Source organism: Veillonella parvula (assembly GCF_032577575.1).
Lineage (GTDB): Bacteria > Bacillota > Negativicutes > Veillonellales > Veillonellaceae > Veillonella.
Window position 1 is genome coordinate 67,108 of the sequence record NZ_JAWFVO010000002.1, and the last position, 17,339, is coordinate 84,446.

The 17,339-nt window shown below is 37.3% G+C and carries 18 protein-coding genes; 4 read left to right on the top strand and 14 right to left on the bottom strand.

Going from position 1 to position 17,339, the window contains the following annotated elements:
• Positions 1-58 precede the first annotated feature (58 nt).
• On the top strand, positions 59-778 hold the full coding sequence (gene pyrF / locus E7K77_RS04235; RefSeq protein WP_195213459.1) for an orotidine-5'-phosphate decarboxylase: 720 nt from the start codon (positions 59-61) through the stop codon (positions 776-778).
• Entirely contained in the window at positions 775-1,362 is a 588-nt protein-coding gene (pyrE, locus tag E7K77_RS04240) for an orotate phosphoribosyltransferase (protein WP_008602774.1), read from the top strand. Before pyrF ends, pyrE begins: the two co-directional genes overlap by 4 nt.
• Before the next feature lie 276 nt (positions 1,363-1,638).
• Here the strand turns inward: pyrE and E7K77_RS04245 are convergent, their stop codons facing one another.
• The 13 genes from E7K77_RS04245 to E7K77_RS04305 all read right to left on the bottom strand — a co-directional run bounded on the left by E7K77_RS04245 (position 1,639) and on the right by E7K77_RS04305 (position 14,367).
• Entirely contained in the window at positions 1,639-2,067 is a 429-nt protein-coding gene (locus tag E7K77_RS04245; RefSeq protein WP_278466868.1) for a transcriptional regulator, read from the bottom strand.
• A gap of 9 nt (positions 2,068-2,076) precedes the next feature.
• Positions 2,077-2,652: a DUF1700 domain-containing protein gene (locus E7K77_RS04250; RefSeq protein WP_008602778.1), complete on the bottom strand. Its 576-nt coding sequence runs from the start codon at positions 2,650-2,652 to the stop codon at positions 2,077-2,079.
• Positions 2,639-2,968 (bottom strand): PadR family transcriptional regulator, encoded by a 330-nt coding sequence (locus E7K77_RS04255; RefSeq protein ID WP_004693657.1) that lies wholly within the window; start codon positions 2,966-2,968, stop codon positions 2,639-2,641. The genes E7K77_RS04250 and E7K77_RS04255 overlap by 14 nt, the downstream gene beginning before the upstream one ends.
• A gap of 358 nt (positions 2,969-3,326) precedes the next feature.
• Positions 3,327-4,424, bottom strand: a complete 1,098-nt coding sequence (locus tag E7K77_RS04260) for a S1C family serine protease (RefSeq protein WP_004698370.1) — start codon at positions 4,422-4,424, stop codon at positions 3,327-3,329.
• Positions 4,425-5,092: 668 nt separating this feature from the next.
• Positions 5,093-5,782 (bottom strand): response regulator transcription factor, encoded by a 690-nt coding sequence (locus tag E7K77_RS04265; RefSeq protein ID WP_004693664.1) that lies wholly within the window; start codon positions 5,780-5,782, stop codon positions 5,093-5,095.
• The gene (locus E7K77_RS04270) at positions 5,779-7,119 is read right to left on the bottom strand and encodes a sensor histidine kinase (RefSeq protein ID WP_325306305.1); all 1,341 of its coding nucleotides are present in this window, start codon (positions 7,117-7,119) and stop codon (positions 5,779-5,781) included. The genes E7K77_RS04265 and E7K77_RS04270 overlap by 4 nt, the downstream gene beginning before the upstream one ends.
• Before the next feature lie 449 nt (positions 7,120-7,568).
• Complete coding sequence (locus tag E7K77_RS04275) at positions 7,569-8,921, bottom strand: pyruvate carboxylase subunit B (protein WP_008602782.1); 1,353 nt, start codon at positions 8,919-8,921, stop codon at positions 7,569-7,571.
• 543 nt (positions 8,922-9,464) lie between these two features.
• A complete protein-coding gene (locus tag E7K77_RS04280) occupies positions 9,465-9,791 on the bottom strand; it encodes a hypothetical protein (RefSeq protein ID WP_004698343.1) in 327 nt (108 codons plus the stop codon).
• A complete protein-coding gene (locus tag E7K77_RS04285) occupies positions 9,778-10,953 on the bottom strand; it encodes a glycosyltransferase family 9 protein (RefSeq protein ID WP_278466870.1) in 1,176 nt (391 codons plus the stop codon). Before E7K77_RS04285 ends, E7K77_RS04280 begins: the two co-directional genes overlap by 14 nt.
• Positions 10,954-11,025: 72 nt before the next feature.
• Positions 11,026-11,973: a hypothetical protein gene (locus tag E7K77_RS04290; protein ID WP_278466872.1), complete on the bottom strand. Its 948-nt coding sequence runs from the start codon at positions 11,971-11,973 to the stop codon at positions 11,026-11,028.
• 8 nt (positions 11,974-11,981) lie between these two features.
• Positions 11,982-12,920 (bottom strand): phosphodiester glycosidase family protein, encoded by a 939-nt coding sequence (locus tag E7K77_RS04295; RefSeq protein WP_004693677.1) that lies wholly within the window; start codon positions 12,918-12,920, stop codon positions 11,982-11,984.
• Between the two features lie 11 nt (positions 12,921-12,931).
• Positions 12,932-13,735, bottom strand: a complete 804-nt coding sequence (locus E7K77_RS04300) for a polysaccharide deacetylase family protein (RefSeq protein WP_278466875.1) — start codon at positions 13,733-13,735, stop codon at positions 12,932-12,934.
• Between the two features lie 68 nt (positions 13,736-13,803).
• Positions 13,804-14,367 carry a nitroreductase family protein gene (locus E7K77_RS04305; protein ID WP_278466878.1) on the bottom strand — a complete coding sequence of 188 codons (564 nt, stop codon included), beginning with the start codon at positions 14,365-14,367 and terminating at the stop codon, positions 13,804-13,806.
• A gap of 204 nt (positions 14,368-14,571) precedes the next feature.
• Here E7K77_RS04305 and E7K77_RS04310 point away from each other — a divergent pair, with 204 nt between their 5' ends.
• Entirely contained in the window at positions 14,572-15,363 is a 792-nt protein-coding gene (locus tag E7K77_RS04310) for a carbon-nitrogen family hydrolase (protein ID WP_278466881.1), read from the top strand.
• A gap of 101 nt (positions 15,364-15,464) precedes the next feature.
• On the opposite strand, the gene E7K77_RS04315 is transcribed toward E7K77_RS04310, so the two are convergent.
• Entirely contained in the window at positions 15,465-15,677 is a 213-nt protein-coding gene (locus E7K77_RS04315) for a hypothetical protein (protein WP_278466883.1), read from the bottom strand.
• 212 nt (positions 15,678-15,889) lie between these two features.
• On the opposite strand from E7K77_RS04315, the gene pgtP reads away from it, so the two are divergent.
• Positions 15,890-17,263: a phosphoglycerate transporter PgtP gene (gene pgtP / locus E7K77_RS04320; protein WP_325306306.1), complete on the top strand. Its 1,374-nt coding sequence runs from the start codon at positions 15,890-15,892 to the stop codon at positions 17,261-17,263.
• Positions 17,264-17,339: the final 76 nt, after the last annotated feature.

Consider the following 17,339-nt stretch of genomic DNA (forward strand, 5'->3'; position numbering starts at 1 on the left):
GATAGGCCCTCAGTATGTGAAAATTATTTAGATATGTATGTAGTATGGAGGTTGCAACATGGCAGATGACAGATTAATCGTTGCCCTTGACGTATCCACGATGGATGCAGTGAAAGAAATCGTATTATCCCTCGGTGATTCGGTTAGCTTTTACAAGGTCGGCATGGAGCTATTCTACGCCGAAGGAGCAAAAACAATTCGTTTTTTACAGGAGCAAAACAAACAAGTATTTCTTGATTTGAAATTGCACGACATTCCAAATACCGTAGCCCATGGCGTAGCTTCCTTAACACGTCTCGGCGCTAGTTTAATTACTTTACATGGTCAAGGTGGTCCTGTCATGATGAAAGCTGCTGTTGAGGCGGCTCGTGAGAGTGGCAAAGAACTAGGCGTAGAACGCCCAAAATTATTAGCCATCACCGCATTAACTAGCTTTGACGATGAATCTTGGACTGCTATTGGTGGTCAGCTACCAATTTCCGACCAAGTCATTCGCCTTGCAAAACTCGCTAAAGACTGTGGTATGGATGGTGTTGTATGTTCCGCATTAGAAGCTAAAATGATTCGTGAAGCATGTGGCGATGACTTCCTCATCGTTACCCCTGGTATTCGCCCTTCCTTTGCAACAACAGACGACCAAAAACGGGTTGCTACACCAGCTAGTGCATTACAAGATGGAGCATCTCGCCTTGTTATCGGTCGACCTATTACACAAGCCGAAAGCCCTCGTGAAGCAGTTCGTTTAATTATTGAAGAAATGGAGAAAGTATCCAAATGATGACAGAACAAGAAGTAAAACAATTACTGATCGACACTCAAGCTATTTTAGAAGGTCACTTCCTTTTGACATCTGGTCTCCATAGTCCAATGTACGTTGAAAAATTTAATGTATTACAACATCCAAAATATACAGAAAAACTTTGTAAAGAATTAGCTGAACGCTTCCGCGATCAAAATGTGGAACTTGTTATTGGACCTATGACCGGCGGCATCTTACTTGCTCACGAAGTAGGTAAAGCGCTTGGCACCCGTGCTATCTTCACAGAACGCGAAAAAGGCGTTATGACATTACGTCGTGGTTTTAAAATCGAGCCAGGCACAAGAGTACTTATCGTTGAAGATATCGTAACTACTGGTGGTTCTGTACAAGAAGTAGTAAATGTGGTAAACCAATCCGGTGGTGAAATCGTAGGTGTAGGCCTTCTTGTTAACCGTTCTGGGGGTAAAGCAGAATTCGGTGTACCTCACGAAAAGGTACAAGCATTACTTAACCTTGAAGTTCCAACTTATAAACCTGAAGAATGCCCTCTTTGCAAAGACGGTGTAGCTATGACAGAACGCGGTTCTAAACACATCAAATAATTTTTTAACGACCTATATGCATGCATAGGTCGTTTTTCATTAAGAAGTTAATAAAATATTCCCAGCCCATCAAGTACTATCTAATATTTATAAATAGATACAAAAAGAGCTCCTTCGCTAAGGAGCTCTTTTTGTTTGTGTGTAGTTATTGTGTGTAAGAGAGAGATTCTGATACGAATGTATCACATAGAGTGTGTGACTCTATGGTGGCCATGAATGCACTTTCATGACCACGTTCTCTATATCTTATGAGAGAAATGGACTCATAAAGTATCGTTAGTTTTGTGTAGTTTGTGGTGCACCTTGATCAGTTTGTTGTTGTGGTGCATTGCCATTAGGTTGTTGAGGTGGTTGGCCTTGCATAGGCATTTGACCTTGCGGAGGCATTTGACCATTTGAGTGCATATGCTGACCATTATTTGGTCCCATACCATCTTGAGGCATCATTTGATTTTGACCATTTTGGTGCATATGTTGACCATTATTTGGCCCCATACCATCTTGAGGCATCATATGATTATTTCCATCCATCATATGTTTATCCATATACTGATTAGGACCATCATGTCTATGTGGTTTTCTAAACTGTTGTTCATTTGTTTTCATCCATTCACCAAAATTAGGTAAATCATTAACGGCAAAAGATGTACATGCCCCAACAGCACAAATTACGGTTAAAATCGCTGTTATTATAATTCGTCTCATAAATCCCCCTTAGTCCACATTGCGGAAGTAACGTTCACGCACACCACGAAGCTCTGTACCAACAAAGACGCATGTAAGTCCACCAAATAAACCTACACCACCAAGTGCCACTAAAGTTACAATGGACAATACTGGAAATGCAGTAACATTCTCAAATGGTTGCCATGAGCTACCTAGCAAGAACAAGATAGCCGGTGTAATAATGAATATAAGAGCACCTACAATATAGGATAAGGCACTTCCAATAGAGAGCAAAGTCTTAGATGCTTTTTTAGCCATCCCCGGTAATTGAGGTAAAAGACGCTCTTTATAATCATCAAATCGTGCATAAATTTCCTGCATATTAACGGATTTACTTTCACTACCATCTTGATTCATTGTGTCAGTTATAATACCTGCATCTACGTAGGATGCATATATCTCCTCTGGAGTCCCTAAGGATTTAATGATCTCACTATCGGTAAGCCCTTTTTCATAACCTACCGCAAAATGCTCTTCATAAACCTCTATAATACTCTCCACATCTGCAACACGCGCTTTTTTAAATATATTACGCAATGCATCCAAAAAGCTATTTTTGTTCATTATTATCGACTCCTTTCAACAGCATATTGATAACACCAGAAAAATCATCCCATTCTTGACGCATCTTGTTATATGCTGCACGGCCTTCGTTCGTGATATGATAGTATTTCCGTGATGGGCCTGTAGAAGACTCCTTTAAATACGTTTCAACATACTTTTCTTTTTTCAGTCTGTTAAACAATGGATATATCGTTCCTTCAGATATTTCAATATATTCCGAAATGGTGCTTACGATTTCGTATCCGTAGCGATCATTTTGTGTTAATAATGCTAGCACCAGCATGTCCATAACACCTTTTTTTAATTGAACTTGCATAGTTCCTCCCTTTTAGGCTGTGCTTGCCTGCCAATGTGAAAGCTCTCTTACGGTCACTATCATGTACTGACAAATACATAATAACATAAGGTACCTTGGAACACAAGGTACCTTGTAAAAAAATATTAGAACTTAATATATTTTTTCCTATTTCTAATCTATAAACACAGTTAATTTCTGCATTTATAGGAAAAATTTTTTCAAAAAAATTTTCTTATTTATGGTATTTTTTATACAAAATCTATTAAAGCACCCTATTATAACTAAAAATCCTCATCTAAAAGATGAGGATTTTCTAACACTACAAAAGAAATTAGTGCATTATTGGAATACTTAATTAAGTTTTATTTACTAGATTCTAATTTGAAGACGCTTCCCCTAATTTAAGCTGTGTACTCTTCATTTTGCCGTTATGAGTATAGGATACCAAAATTGTATCTCCCGGGCTCTTAGCATCAATTTGTTCTTTTAATTCAAGTAATGTAGTAATATCTTTACCATCAATTTGTGCAATCGTATCCCCTTCTACGAGACCAGCTTGTGCAGCAGGACCATTAGGATCAAGTTGAACAACAAGAAGTCCATCACCTTCATAGGTTACATTATTGCGCGCTGCAGTTTGACGGTCTACAGCCCACACACCAATATAAGGGCGAATGACCTTACCATTTTTAATAATAGAATCAACAATTGTCATCGCAGAATTAATTGGAATAGCAAAGCCCATACCTTCAATTCCCTCTTTAGAGATTTTAGAGCTGTTAATACCAATTAACTCGCCATCTGCATTAATAAGTGCACCACCTGAGTTACCTGGATTAATGGCTGCATCAGTTTGAATCAATGGGAATCGTTGACCTTGATCATCAATTGTACGTGCTAAGGCACTAATAACACCAGAAGTAACTGAACCTTTAAACTCAAGGCCTAAAGGATTGCCAATAGCAATAGCTGGCTCCCCTACTTGCAAGGAGTCAGAGTCACCAATTTTGATAGGTTTAATATCTTTTGGAGGTTTAATTTTTACAACTGCTAAGTCCGTCTGTGAATCTGAACCTATAACAGTCCCCGTCACCGTACTGCCATCAGACAATGATACTGTAACCTCCCCATTTCTAGCCCCCGCTACCACATGTTTATTGGTTATAATATGTCCGTCATTATCGATAAGCACACCAGATCCGACACCTTCTCCAGCATAGATAGTACGGTTAAAAATATCCTTTTGAAATACTTGTGTTGTAATCCCTACTACAGCTGGCCCAGATTCTTTAGCCGCTTGTACTACATAGGTATTACGCGTTTCAGTAATAGGCTTAGTCTGTTTAGTTTGTTCTCTCACGTTTGTTGGTTGCGTATTAACAGGGCTGCCAAAGAAATAGTATCCTCCGCCTACCCCAATACCCAAAGCAAGAATACACGCAATTACTGTTTTCTTATATTTTGAAAATGTCATGTAGATCTCCTTATATTCTTCTTAATATTCTTCTACATCACCCATAACGTCTTAATGATGATTATAAAAGGTAAAATAAGAACCAAATCATAAATCATATAATTATGATACTTTATAAATACGCCACGTCTCACACTAATTCAAATTATCTCAAAATTAATTTTATAAAATTGATTTTGATGAACCTATTATAGTACGCCTGCTTTTACAATGCAAGATATCAATTTATAACTTTTCTTATGAAAGTATAATTATTATAACCGTATATCCTCCACTAGATAAATACCTATAATTCTGAAAGAAGCTGTATAGAATGTATTCAAATATCTAAAATCTAAAAAACATAAAGGGCATTTACTAGCCGTCGCTAGCAAATGCCCTTTATGCATATAGTTTGAGAGTGTAAGGACTGTTGAGAGAGAGAGTATATGTGATCTAGATAAGCTTTAGAGAGAACTTATTAAGAGAGAGAAGTTAAAATATTACTTATCTAGAGTCATAGTCAGCCTTACTTAAATAAGTATACATGGAATATCTAAACTATCAAAGTAACTATATAAACAATTCTTAAACCTTTGATTATATCTCTATAATAAAATCTCTATAAAGTCATATCTAATCAACAGCCACGAACAACGTGAGTATAATGTGAATGCATATTCTCGATACTAAACGAATTTATACCCTACACCCCACACTGTAATAATATGCTTACTATCGGATGGATTATCCTCAATTTCTTCACGTAAACGATTAATATGAACCGCTACAGTTGCATAATCACCATAGGAGTCAAGTCCCCATACACGAGAATACAATTCTTCTTTGCTAAATACAATATCACGGTTACGCATCAAGAACTCCAACAATTGGAATTCTTTCTTTTTGAGATGAACCTCTTTTTCATTCACCCATACTTTCATCATCTTAGGATCGAGACGAATTTCACCGGATTGAATAGCATTAGTTTCCATTGCATCGCGTTCTGTTAAACGTTTATATTGCGCCAACATAGCTTTTATCTTCGCAATCAATACAGATGGAGAGAATGGCTTTTCAATATAATCATCAGCGCCTACGCCTAAGCCACGGATTTTGTCGATATCATCAAGACGCGCAGTTACCATAACGATTGGTACACGAACTTTGTCACGAATTTGACGACAAACTTCAAAGCCATCCATTTCTGGCAACATAACATCAAGGATAATAAGGTCTACAGGAGTATTTAATGCTGCTTCAATGCCATCTGTACCATTAGTCATAATCGTTACATCATAGCCCGCCACCATTAAATAATCACGCTCAATATTGGCAATATCCAAATCGTCTTCAATAATTAAGATATGTTCACTCATGATTCTTCTCCTTGCTTAGGAAACTCTAATATAATACGTAGACCATGTGGCCTTACATTTTCAATCATAACTCGGCCTTCAAAGATTTCCATAATTCGACGGATAATCGACAATCCTAGGCCACTACCTTCTTGAGGATTCGTACGAGACGAATCTACACGATAGAATGGGCGCATCAGACGCTCTAGAGATTCTGGCGGCACACCTGGTCCATCATCACTGATGACACAGTATACAAAATCATCATCACTCGTTACATCTATGACGCAGTGACCAATATCGGTCATTTTATATTTAGCACTATTGTTCAACACATTCTGCAAAACACGTTGTAACAATTGTGGGTTAGCATTGATAAAAGGTGTTTCCGTAGCTATACGGGCCTTAATCTCAAGTCCCTTCGATTGATACGGAGCTAAATGATCTTCTACAAAGTCACGTACAAACTGACCTAATTCAATTCGTTCAGATGGACGAGATTCTTTTTTATAGTTCAATGTTGTTATGAGGAATAGTTCCTCTAACATAGAATCTAAATCATTGGCCCGTTTCAAAATAATTCCCATGTATCTTTTTTGTTGCTCTTCCGTTGGTGCAATACCATCACGAACGCCTTCAGCATACGCTTTAATAGCCGTCAACGGAGTTCGTATATCATGGGATATACCAGCGAGTAACTCTTTTTGTTGCTCCTGTTCCATTTCAATCTGACGATTTGCCATTTCTAACGACTTTGTCATGTTCTTAACGTGAATCATGATAAATCGTGTAACAAATCGGTTAATAGCAAAAAATGTAACAATAAAGAGCAATATGGAAACTACGATAATATAGAAAGATACGGATTCCATTAAGCTATCACTACCATGAGTAGCACGCCTAATCGCAATATGGTATACATAGGAATGACGTCCATCGTACTTTCTTATTTCGTAAACGAAAGTATTATTGGATTGATATACGATGCCCTGTAATTCAGGGTTAACATCAATAAGACCAACAATGGCAGAAGCACTATAGATTTGTGGATTACCGTAGTTATACACCATACTTCCTTGATCAAGTACTTCAACATATACTTCCTTTGGATCAAGTAAGCTATAGCTAGGCTTAACCAAGCTATTAATTAGATCATTTTCTAACCCATAAAAGGTAATGGTTTCAGTTATTCGACTGACACTTTTAAACTGTTGTTCCTGCTCAATACGCAAATAGTAACCGGCATTGGCCAATATGCGCAAACCTGTAAAATATAGCAAAAATAAGATGATTGCTATTAAAATAGGTACAACAAACAGCACAACATTGGATATCCAAATTCGTATTTGTAAATTCACAGGATTACCTCAATATCATAAATAGTAGATACTCTCTATAGTTTACGCTATTTTTAATACTTAACGCAAGTAAAACACGCAAATATCCAACATATTTTTCACTATTCTTTCATACGTAGTTTATAATTGACCGATTATTCAAAGGTATCTCGACCCTTTTAATATCTAATACTTTTCGTAAAAATTATATTTTCACACGCACCCATGTATCTTATGGCGATATGAAAATTGGTAATATCTGATATTTCATAGTTCCTTAGTCTCCCCTTTTAATAGGAACTTGTCTATACTGTTTATAAAAAAGCTAAAATATAAAAAATGAAACAACTATTGAATCTCTTCATTTAATAAAACAAAATATATACTGAATTATACTATTTCTCTATGAGGATAGTTTAAATATGGTCAAAAAAAAGAGGATTCCTAAGAATCCTCTTTTAAAATTTGGATTAACGACGATTTGCATCGAAGAAGTTAATAGCAACTTCTGGGAACATAGCGTAAGTCAATACGTCTTCGTCAGTGATGCCATTGTAGCCTTTAGAAGCTAAATCTTGACGGTAACCTTCCAATTCAGGTTCGATAAGATCTGCTGGACGGCAAGTAATAGGTTGTTCATCACCAATGATAGTTTGACGAATTTCATCAGAAATTGTACCAGGTAATTGACCATATTTACCACGAACAAGATCTTTAACTTCGTTAGGAACCATTTTGTAACGGTCGCCCATCATAACGTTCATCATAGCCATTGTACCAACGATTTGGGATGTTGGAGTTACCAATGGAGGGTAACCCAAGTCTTCACGAACGCGTGGCATTTCATCCATAACGTCAAAGAAGCGATCGCCCATACCCATTTCGTTCAATTGGTTTTGAGTATTGGACAACATACCGCCAGGAATTTGGTAACGACGAACAGCAGGGATTACATCACTAGCTGGTTTCAAGTTGAATTCTTCAGCGATTTGTTGTTTTACTTTACGGAAGTGGTCAACTAATGGAATGTATTTATCAAGGTCAAGACCAAGATCCCATTCAGTACCTTTGAACATTTCAATCATAGTTTCAGTAGCTGGTTGGCTAGTTGCATGAGCAAATGGAGAGATAGCAGTATCGATGATATCTACGCCAGCTTTAGCAGCTTCCCAGTATGTAGTACTAGCAAGACCGCAAGTGAAATGGCTATGCAAATCGATTGGCAATTCGCCAAAACGTTTTTTGAAAGTAGAAACCAAATCATATGCATCAGCAGGTCCTAACAAACCGGACATATCTTTGATACAAAGGGAATCAGTACCCATTTCTACCAAAGTTTCAGCTACTTTCAAGAAGCTTTCAGTTGTGTGAACTGGAGAAATTGTGTATACCATAGCGGATTGAACGTGTGCACCAGCTTTTTTGGAGTACTTAATAGCAGCTTCCATATTGCGTGGGTCATTCAATGCGTCGAAAATACGGATACGGTCGATACCATTTTTTACAGCCGCATTACAGAATGCTTCTACTACGTCGTCGGAGTAGTGTTTATAGCCCAACAAATTTTGACCGCGAAGCAACATTTGCAATGGGGTATTTTTCAAATTAGCTTTCAATTTGCGAAGGCGTTCCCATGGATCTTCATTCAAGAAACGAAGACAGCTGTCATAAGTAGCGCCGCCCCAACATTCAAGAGCTTCATAACCAATATCATCTAAAAGGCCGAGCACTGGTTCCATTTGTTCGTAGCGCATACGTGTTGCCAAAATAGATTGATGACCGTCACGAAGAACGGTTTCGCAAATTCTTAATTTTTTAGCCATGTTAATCCTCCAAATCGAAATAGTCTGTGTATGTAACTTTATACACTCATTAAACAACTATCTCATACCTATTTTTTTACGATTTTTTCGATGTCTGCTCACACTAGCCAAACGCGCTAAAATCGTAATACATACTTATATTAGACTACTTATAAAATTCTTTGTCAACAACCACATTATGCTATTTACTCATAATCTCATGTATTCAAAGATGATTTTTTCGTGATGAATATCACAAAAAACTGCAGAGGAACTAGAGTTTAGCATGTATGTTTAATCAAATTAAATTTTCTGTAATTGCTCATTTTAATGAGAAACTAAAAATTATATCGTAATAATTTTTGGTTATTATTAAATACTTTTCAAAATATATCGGTATTTATAAATGTAGTAATTCGATAAACGTCGGTATGTTTATAAGCTCATCAATTTTATTAATAACTAAGCCGATATTTTTAAATGCATAAACATGCAAAAGAACCTGCCCATTTACGGACAGGTTCTGACCTAATCTTTAAAATTTGATAGTCTCCATTATACGGCTTACTTCTCAGGCTTAACCTTTTTAGGCGCAGTTTCAAGGACAATATTTTTACCTTCCCGTTTCACCTGAATAGAGAAAGCCCCTTCCCCTTCTTTAAAATACTCCATCTTGATATCAAGGAGCATTTTACCAATCATAGTCTCTACTTTTTCAGTTAAGAACTCACGGTAAAAAGCATCTTCTTTTTGCTTTGGACTTTGATGAACTACTGGTTTCTTAGCATCTCGCTCCATATTGAGCATAGTATCTTCGAAATTTTCTGTATCCTTAAAATTTTTCATCATATCCGCATCAGATAAACCTTTTTGAATTTTAAACTTTGCCATGTGTATCTCCTATCAGTTCAAAAATTGTTTTTTTTACGCGTACTGGATCAATACCAGACATACAATATTGATTAGGCTTAGGACAACGTCGTTTTCGGCAGCCCAAGCAATCTAATTCGTCATTTACGAGCACCTTAAAGGTCCCCGTCAGAGGGCCCCATAATTTAGGGTCCGTAGGGCCAAAGAGTGCTACTACAGGCTTATTTAAAGCTAATGCAATATGCAGAGCTCCCGTATCAGCAGTAACTACTACATCACAACTTTCAATTAAAGCCCCTAATTCTTGAAGTGTCGTTTTCCCTAACATATTCAGAACAATTTTATCAATACCCTCATCTGTCAAAGAGTCTAGCAAGGGTTTGTATTGAGCAGCCTCTTTAGGACCACCTAAGCAAACAAAATTCGCTCTATATTGAAGGGATTTAATGAGGGAGTACCATTTTTCCTGAGGCCACTCTTTCGTTGCCCAAGAGGTACCTAATACTAGTCCAACACGTAAAGGTGTATCTACTACTCCTCTATTTAAAGAAATATCTTTATTAATCGATTTCCATTGTTTTTCTGCCCAACTATGCAAATTTGATGGCACCTGAAAGTCCATGTGGTACAACGTATTAACATTAGATTCATTTAGTGAACAACTACTCTCAACACCGTCTTTAACAATGCTAAGCGATGTATCTAAATTTGTATGTTCAGTAACAGCCTTTGTTAACAACTGAGCTACCTCTACATAACGTTTAATCACGTGTTCCGAGCTAGGCTTCGTTTTATAGTTAGTAAACAGCCAATTCAACTCTTTTGTGCCACCAAGGCCAAGTCTAATGGGGGCTCCTGAAGCTAATAGTACTAGCCCTGTTATGAGTCGCCCTTGCACATCAACGGCTACATCAAATTTATAAGGCTCTAATTTGGCCTTAAGATCCCACCACATGCGCCACATTGTAGGAATATGTAGTTTTTTAGAATGTGCCTCATATATATCCCGTTCCCAGGGAATAATTTTATCTACATAGGGATTACCCTGTAAAAGCTCTGCCATACTAGGCGTTACAATCCAATGCAACTTAGCATCAGGATACTGTTCCTTAATCCACCGCGCAGCAGGTGTAGCATGCAAAACATCACCTATGTAACTAAGGCGTACAAATAATATATTCATAGATATCCTTAGGGTACATACTATTATAGGAATAAAGCCTTTATAATGAAAGAACATTATAAAGGCTTTTTCTTAAGATTTCTTTTTACTACCACTACTATTTAATGATTTAGAAGATGTAGTATCTTCTGTTACCTTAGTAGTTTCTTCACTACCATTCTTAATGATGTTTTTTACATCTGATAATGTCAACTCATTAAATGTAGTAGGGTGGTTGTATTTGTAAACTGGATTGAAGCCTACACCTAATTTACCAGTGTAAACAGTCAATGCATTATTGTCCTCATCAACACGGGCGATGTAGATGGTTTTGTCCATATCAACACCGATAAAGCGGAAACGCCCTTCAGGGTTGATAACACGCCATCCCCCTTCAATGCCGTTGAACATGAATACATCCCCAGTTCTCACATTATCGTAGAAGAAGTTATCTTCATCGTAGAATACACCGATATGACCGATATCAGTAGCTTGCATGTAAACGCGACGTGTATCGTAGTTAGCATCGGTACGATAAATGCGATATGTGTGTTCTTGAACTTTTACCTTCATATACACCACATTTGTCGCTTCAGAGTACGCAGCATCTACGATTTTACTGCCCCGAGGCAAGTCTTCAAGTTTTGTATCAACTTCGTGTTCGGGGTCATCCGCATTAAGACGAGCCATGACAACATCTCTTGAGTCATATAAACCCATGACAGCATAGTTACGGTCTGGCATCCAGTTGAAGTAACTAATCGAACGGCCCTTCAAATCGATATTTGTGGGCTTACTTTCATTAGCCTTGTAAATTTTTAGAGAGTTCTCTGTAACAACAGCCATAAATTGACGGTCATAGGATACATACTTAGTGCCTTCCTTCACATCAGGGAAGTTTTTCGTATCATCTTTTGATGCGCCTGCTACGTTAAATTCTGTAGTCGGTGCAAACATATATTGATCAAGGTATAGGTATACCCCACCTTGCAGAAGAATACCTACCGCAAAGGCGCTCAGTACACGCGTAAAAGGTTTCATCTGTCCTCCTATTTCACGATAAACGCCGTTGGGATCATGCGTTCCCCTAACAAATCGGCAGGTTTATTTACGACTTTACCATTTAGGTACAAAGTTGAACTAGAACCGCCATCTAAATTTGCTGCAATGTAGCAACCTTTTTCAAATAGAATATCTTGTACGTCACGCAAGGTAGCCCCAATAGAATACCCTGGTTGGCGACCATCGATTACGAGGAATAGAACTGTACCATCTTTCTTTTGACCGATAGCAGTACGAGGACCTACGCCCCAGCCACCATCACCTTCGGTAATCATCTTCTTACCATCAACGATAAGAGGTGGACCAAAGGTAATACCTTCCATGGCTTTCATATCACTGAGCTGAGTTTTATCATAGTTACCAGCGATAAGATTACCAGATTTAGAGAAACCTACAAAGTCTACGTCTTCATCAGGGCCTACATCCTTACCGATAACGTACTCACCATCATGCAAGATGAAACCATATGGCAAACGGCCTGTACCAGTACCATTAGGGTCGTGGAAACCACCGCCATTAATCGCTGCTACAGCATTATTCATTTTTGCAATATTACTTGTAGTATCGCCTTTTTCTTGAATATTAGCCGCTGTGCCTACTTGGATACGACGAGGATCTGGAATTTCTAAAATATAGCCTACATAACGAGCAGACTGGATTTTTTCAAGATTTAAAGTCTTATCTTCACGAGCATTAAACTTGAACAAATCTTGGCTTTTAACGACCCCTACAGTCCCCAAAATAGATTGTAACTCGTCTTCATTAAACAACCATGTAATGTAATGAGGATGGCGAGATTGTAAGATAGCACCAATTACAGCGCGCTTTACATTATTAAATGGTCCAAAGAGCACCACGAAGGGTGATGTGACAACGGTAAATAAGAACACCATAATGATGAACTTTACCCAATTCTTTTTGAACAATGTATTTCTCCTTATAAATCAGTGAAATGTTCGGTGCTAATGCGTTCTTCAAAATGCTTGATATCCACCGCATTGCCTACCCAAACACGCAAAATATTATATGGATTATCACCAGTATGAGCCCAGCCAGATTTCATAGCCATCCCCATTTTAATGCCAGCTTTCTTAGATGCTGAGTCGGTGAATTCATTTTTATCTCCATATGGATAGCAGAACCAAGGATTATCCTTAATGCCTACTTCTTTAGAAAGTGCCTCTTGGGCCTTTGTAATATTTTCAATTTGTTTTGCCTCTGACAATTGGCCCATTTCTATGTGTTGGAAACCATGGTTTGAAATAGTAATACCATTTTTGTGCATTTCACGCACTTGATCCCAAGTTAGACGCGTCCCAACATCGCCAGGATTAATAAATACAGTCGCCGGGAATCCATATTCTTTCATAATTGGATATACGATAGAATATGTATCTGCATAACCGTCATCAAAGGTTAACACAACAGGTTTTTCAGGCACCGCAGCACCATTTACAACATAATCATACAATTGATCCATCGTCAATGGATTATAGCCATTATCCTTGAGGAACTTCATTTGTTCTCTAAACAAATCCTCCCGAATAACTGCATCATTATCTTTGTCGTCGCCGACTTTATGATACATAAGAACAGGAATACCCGTTGGATGTACCATCTTAACTTCTTTTGCAGGCGGTACTGAACTAGTAGGTTCTGTTTTTTGTGAAAGCAATCCACAACCTGCCACAACCATTGCCAATACCAAAACTAACAGTGTTACCAACGGAATCCGTTTCATAGGTCCTCCTCTATTAGAACACAATTATATACAGAATATTATAACATTTCCATGAAGAATAGTAAAAATTAACGCTTTATTAGTACTTCATCAATCGATTTTCGAGGTCTAGGATACATAGTTTCATCTGGAATACCTATAGCAATGATTGCCTGTACATCGTGAGGAATATTTAAAAAGGCTTTACTTTCACTTTGCATAAAATACACATCATTCATCCACAGTGTACCTAACCCAATTGCTTTTGCCCCCAATAAAATATGTTCTATAAAAGCGCCAATAGCTTGTAGATCACTTTTCTCCCACACGCGAGTATAGTCAGGCAAGTGATCATAAGGATTAACTACAAAGAGTAAATCGCTAGCTGTTTGCATAGCCTTAAGGCTAATTTCTAAGCTGCCAAAATGTTCTTTTCGCTCTTTATATTGCTCTAACACCTGAAAGCCTAAATTCACAAAATGTTCTTTCTCCACTGCCGTCACATGAATAACCTGCCAGGGCTGACGATTTTTAGGCGATGGAGCTCGCATTCCGAGGGTTACCAAATTTTGAATTATGTCTTCTCCAACCGAAGAAGATTTTTTATACCGACGTACACTAGTTCGCGCATTTATAACATCTATTATTTCCATATTTTCACCAAAAGATCTAACATTATCTAAAGTAATAACCTATATCTCCATAAATAGTATGCAAACTATTATTATCAAAAGATTGTAAAAAATTAAACTAGCTTTATCGACTCTTATATTGTAATACACTCAATAATGCTTTAATATTCTAATTATAATACACATTACTAGAATTATATTCATCTAATAGATAAAGGATTCTCTATGAAAAAACGCTTAAGCCTTATACAAATGGACGTCCATGTAAACGAAGTGGAATACAATTATGCGCGCGTCCAAGAATTACTTTCACAAGCCCTATCAGAAAAGCCTGACATTATCGTCTTGCCCGAAACATGGAATACAGGATTTCATCCATCTAAGGATTTAATCAATATTTCTGACAGAAATGGAGAAAGAACAAAAGCTTTATTAAGTACATTCGCAAAAGAGCACAATGTAAACATTGTGGGCGGTTCTGTAGCTGTAGCAAAAGAGGATTTAGTATTTAATACCTCCTATGCTTACAACCGTGAAGGCACGCTCGTAGGGGAATATTCTAAAATGCACGGATTTAGCCCTGCTAAAGAGGACCAATACTTTGCTAGCGGTACGCATACCACTCATTTTGAATTGGATGGTATTCCTTGTAGTACAGTTATCTGTTACGACATTCGCTTCCCTGAGCTCGTAAGAATGGCTGCATTATCAAATACAGAGTTATTATTTGTACCTGCTCAATGGCCTACTATGCGTTTACGCCACTGGCAAGTACTAAACGAAGTACGTGCCATTGAAAACCAACTCTTCTTATGTGCTGTCAACGGCTGTGGTACAGTAGGTCGAGTTCAAAGCACTGGTCACTCCGCTGTATATGATCCATGGGGCACAAATCTACTCGAAATGGACACTAGGGAGGGCATCTCATCTGTAGATATCGACCTCACCGTAGTAGAGGATATTCGCAATAAAATCAATATTTTTAGAGATCGCAAACCTGAACTCTATAACCTATAACATAAAGGCACATTGTTTTGAACTACCATCTTAAACAATTCATTTATAGATGGTCTGCGCATAAAACAATGTGCCTTTTTATTGTATGGAATTCATATACATTAAAACTCAATAAGCTTCCACATATCCTCTGGAACCTGTTCTAGAGGTTTATTTTTTGCAATTGCTTCTTTTAGAATATCAATAGTATCCTGCACATCTTGTTTATCCTTTGTATTAGGATCATGAAGGATGACACGAATTAAAGAGTCTTCACCAAATTGTTTTAAATACTCTTTTTCCACTTGATTAAGTTCACGGCGTAAATATTTCATAGATAATAACCTCCCAATATATTTAATCTAATATATTAAGAAGTACTTGTCTATATTTCAAATATTTTCTATACGCATCTTCAGCTAATAATAAACAATTTAAAGTTGCAAATTAATATTTTTATCTCATAAATCATTTACATGAATTCTATAGAAATGGTAGTATTAACAATGCAATAGGATTTAGTTATTAAGAAAGAAAGGTAATAACTATGTTTTCATTTTTACAACCTAAAGAGGCAAAATCATTAGTTCCACAAAGCATGATTATGAATCTATATTATAAATATAGATTGCAATCATTAATTGGTATTTTTATAGGTTATGCTGCGTACTATATTGTTCGTAATAACTTTGCCTTATCAACACACTTTTTATCAGATATCCTCCATATGAGCAAAACAGAAATTGGTTTGCTATCTAGTGGTATGCTTATCGCTTATGGTTTAAGTAAAGGCTTTATGAGTAGTCTTGCGGACAAAGCAAGTCCTGCCAAGTTTATGGCTTTCGGTCTCATTTGCTGTGCAATTATCAATATCTTTATGAGCTTTGCCGATAGTCTCGCCTTCTTCTTAGTTTTAGTAGTACTAAATGGCTTTTTCCAAGGATTTGGTGTAGGACCATCCTTTATCACCTTAGCTAAATGGTACCCAAAACAGGAACGTGGCCGTTATGGAGCTATCTGGAATATTTCACACAATCTCGGTGGTGGTATCGTAGCACCAATCGTAGCCGCCGCATTATATTTCACTACTACAGATCACTGGCAATTAGGGAGTTATGGTGTACCAGCTCTTATTGCAGTTATCATAGCAATTGCCATTTCTTTCTTAATCAAAGAAAGCCCTGAACGTGAAGGCTTACCACCAACAAGTGAAATCATCGCCGACACAGCTCATAAGGCACACAGAAGTTCTGAAGCACCTCATATGAGCACAAGAGAAATCTTTGTAAAATACGTATTGAAAAATAAAAACGCTTGGTATGTATCATTAGTTGACACCTTCGTTTACATGATTCGCTTTGGTATGCTTACTTGGCTTCCAATTTATTTATTACAAGTAAAGGGTTTCTCCAAAGCAGAAATGTCTGTTGCCTTTTTATTCTTTGAATGGGCAGCTATTCCTTCTACTATTTTTGCTGGCTATATTTCCGATAAATTCTTTAAAGGTTATCGCATGCCACCTGCAATCATTGCTATAAGTATTATCTTCTTCTGTATATTTGGTTATTGGCAAAGCGAGTCTCTCTTATGGGTTACTTTCTTCGCTGCTATTGTAGGTTGTTTAATCTACATTCCTCAATTCTTAGCTTCAGTACAAACTATGGATATTGTACCACCATTTGCAGTAGGTTCTGCTGTTGGTCTTCGTGGATTCATGAGTTACATTGTTGGTGCAAACTTAGGTACAACACTATTTGGTGTTTTAGCAGATAAATTTGGTTGGAATGCAGGTTTCTATCTTTTATTGATAGCATGTGTTCTTTGTATTACATTCTGTGTATTGGCTCATTTTGGCGCCAAAGAATTAGATGCTAAAGAAGCTGAACTTGAACAACTTCAACCAGCTGAAGCTAATAACTAACCCCTAACAAATAAATCCTATAGTAAAAAGGTCGTAATATGTATTAATACATGTTACGACCTTTTATTTACCCCAC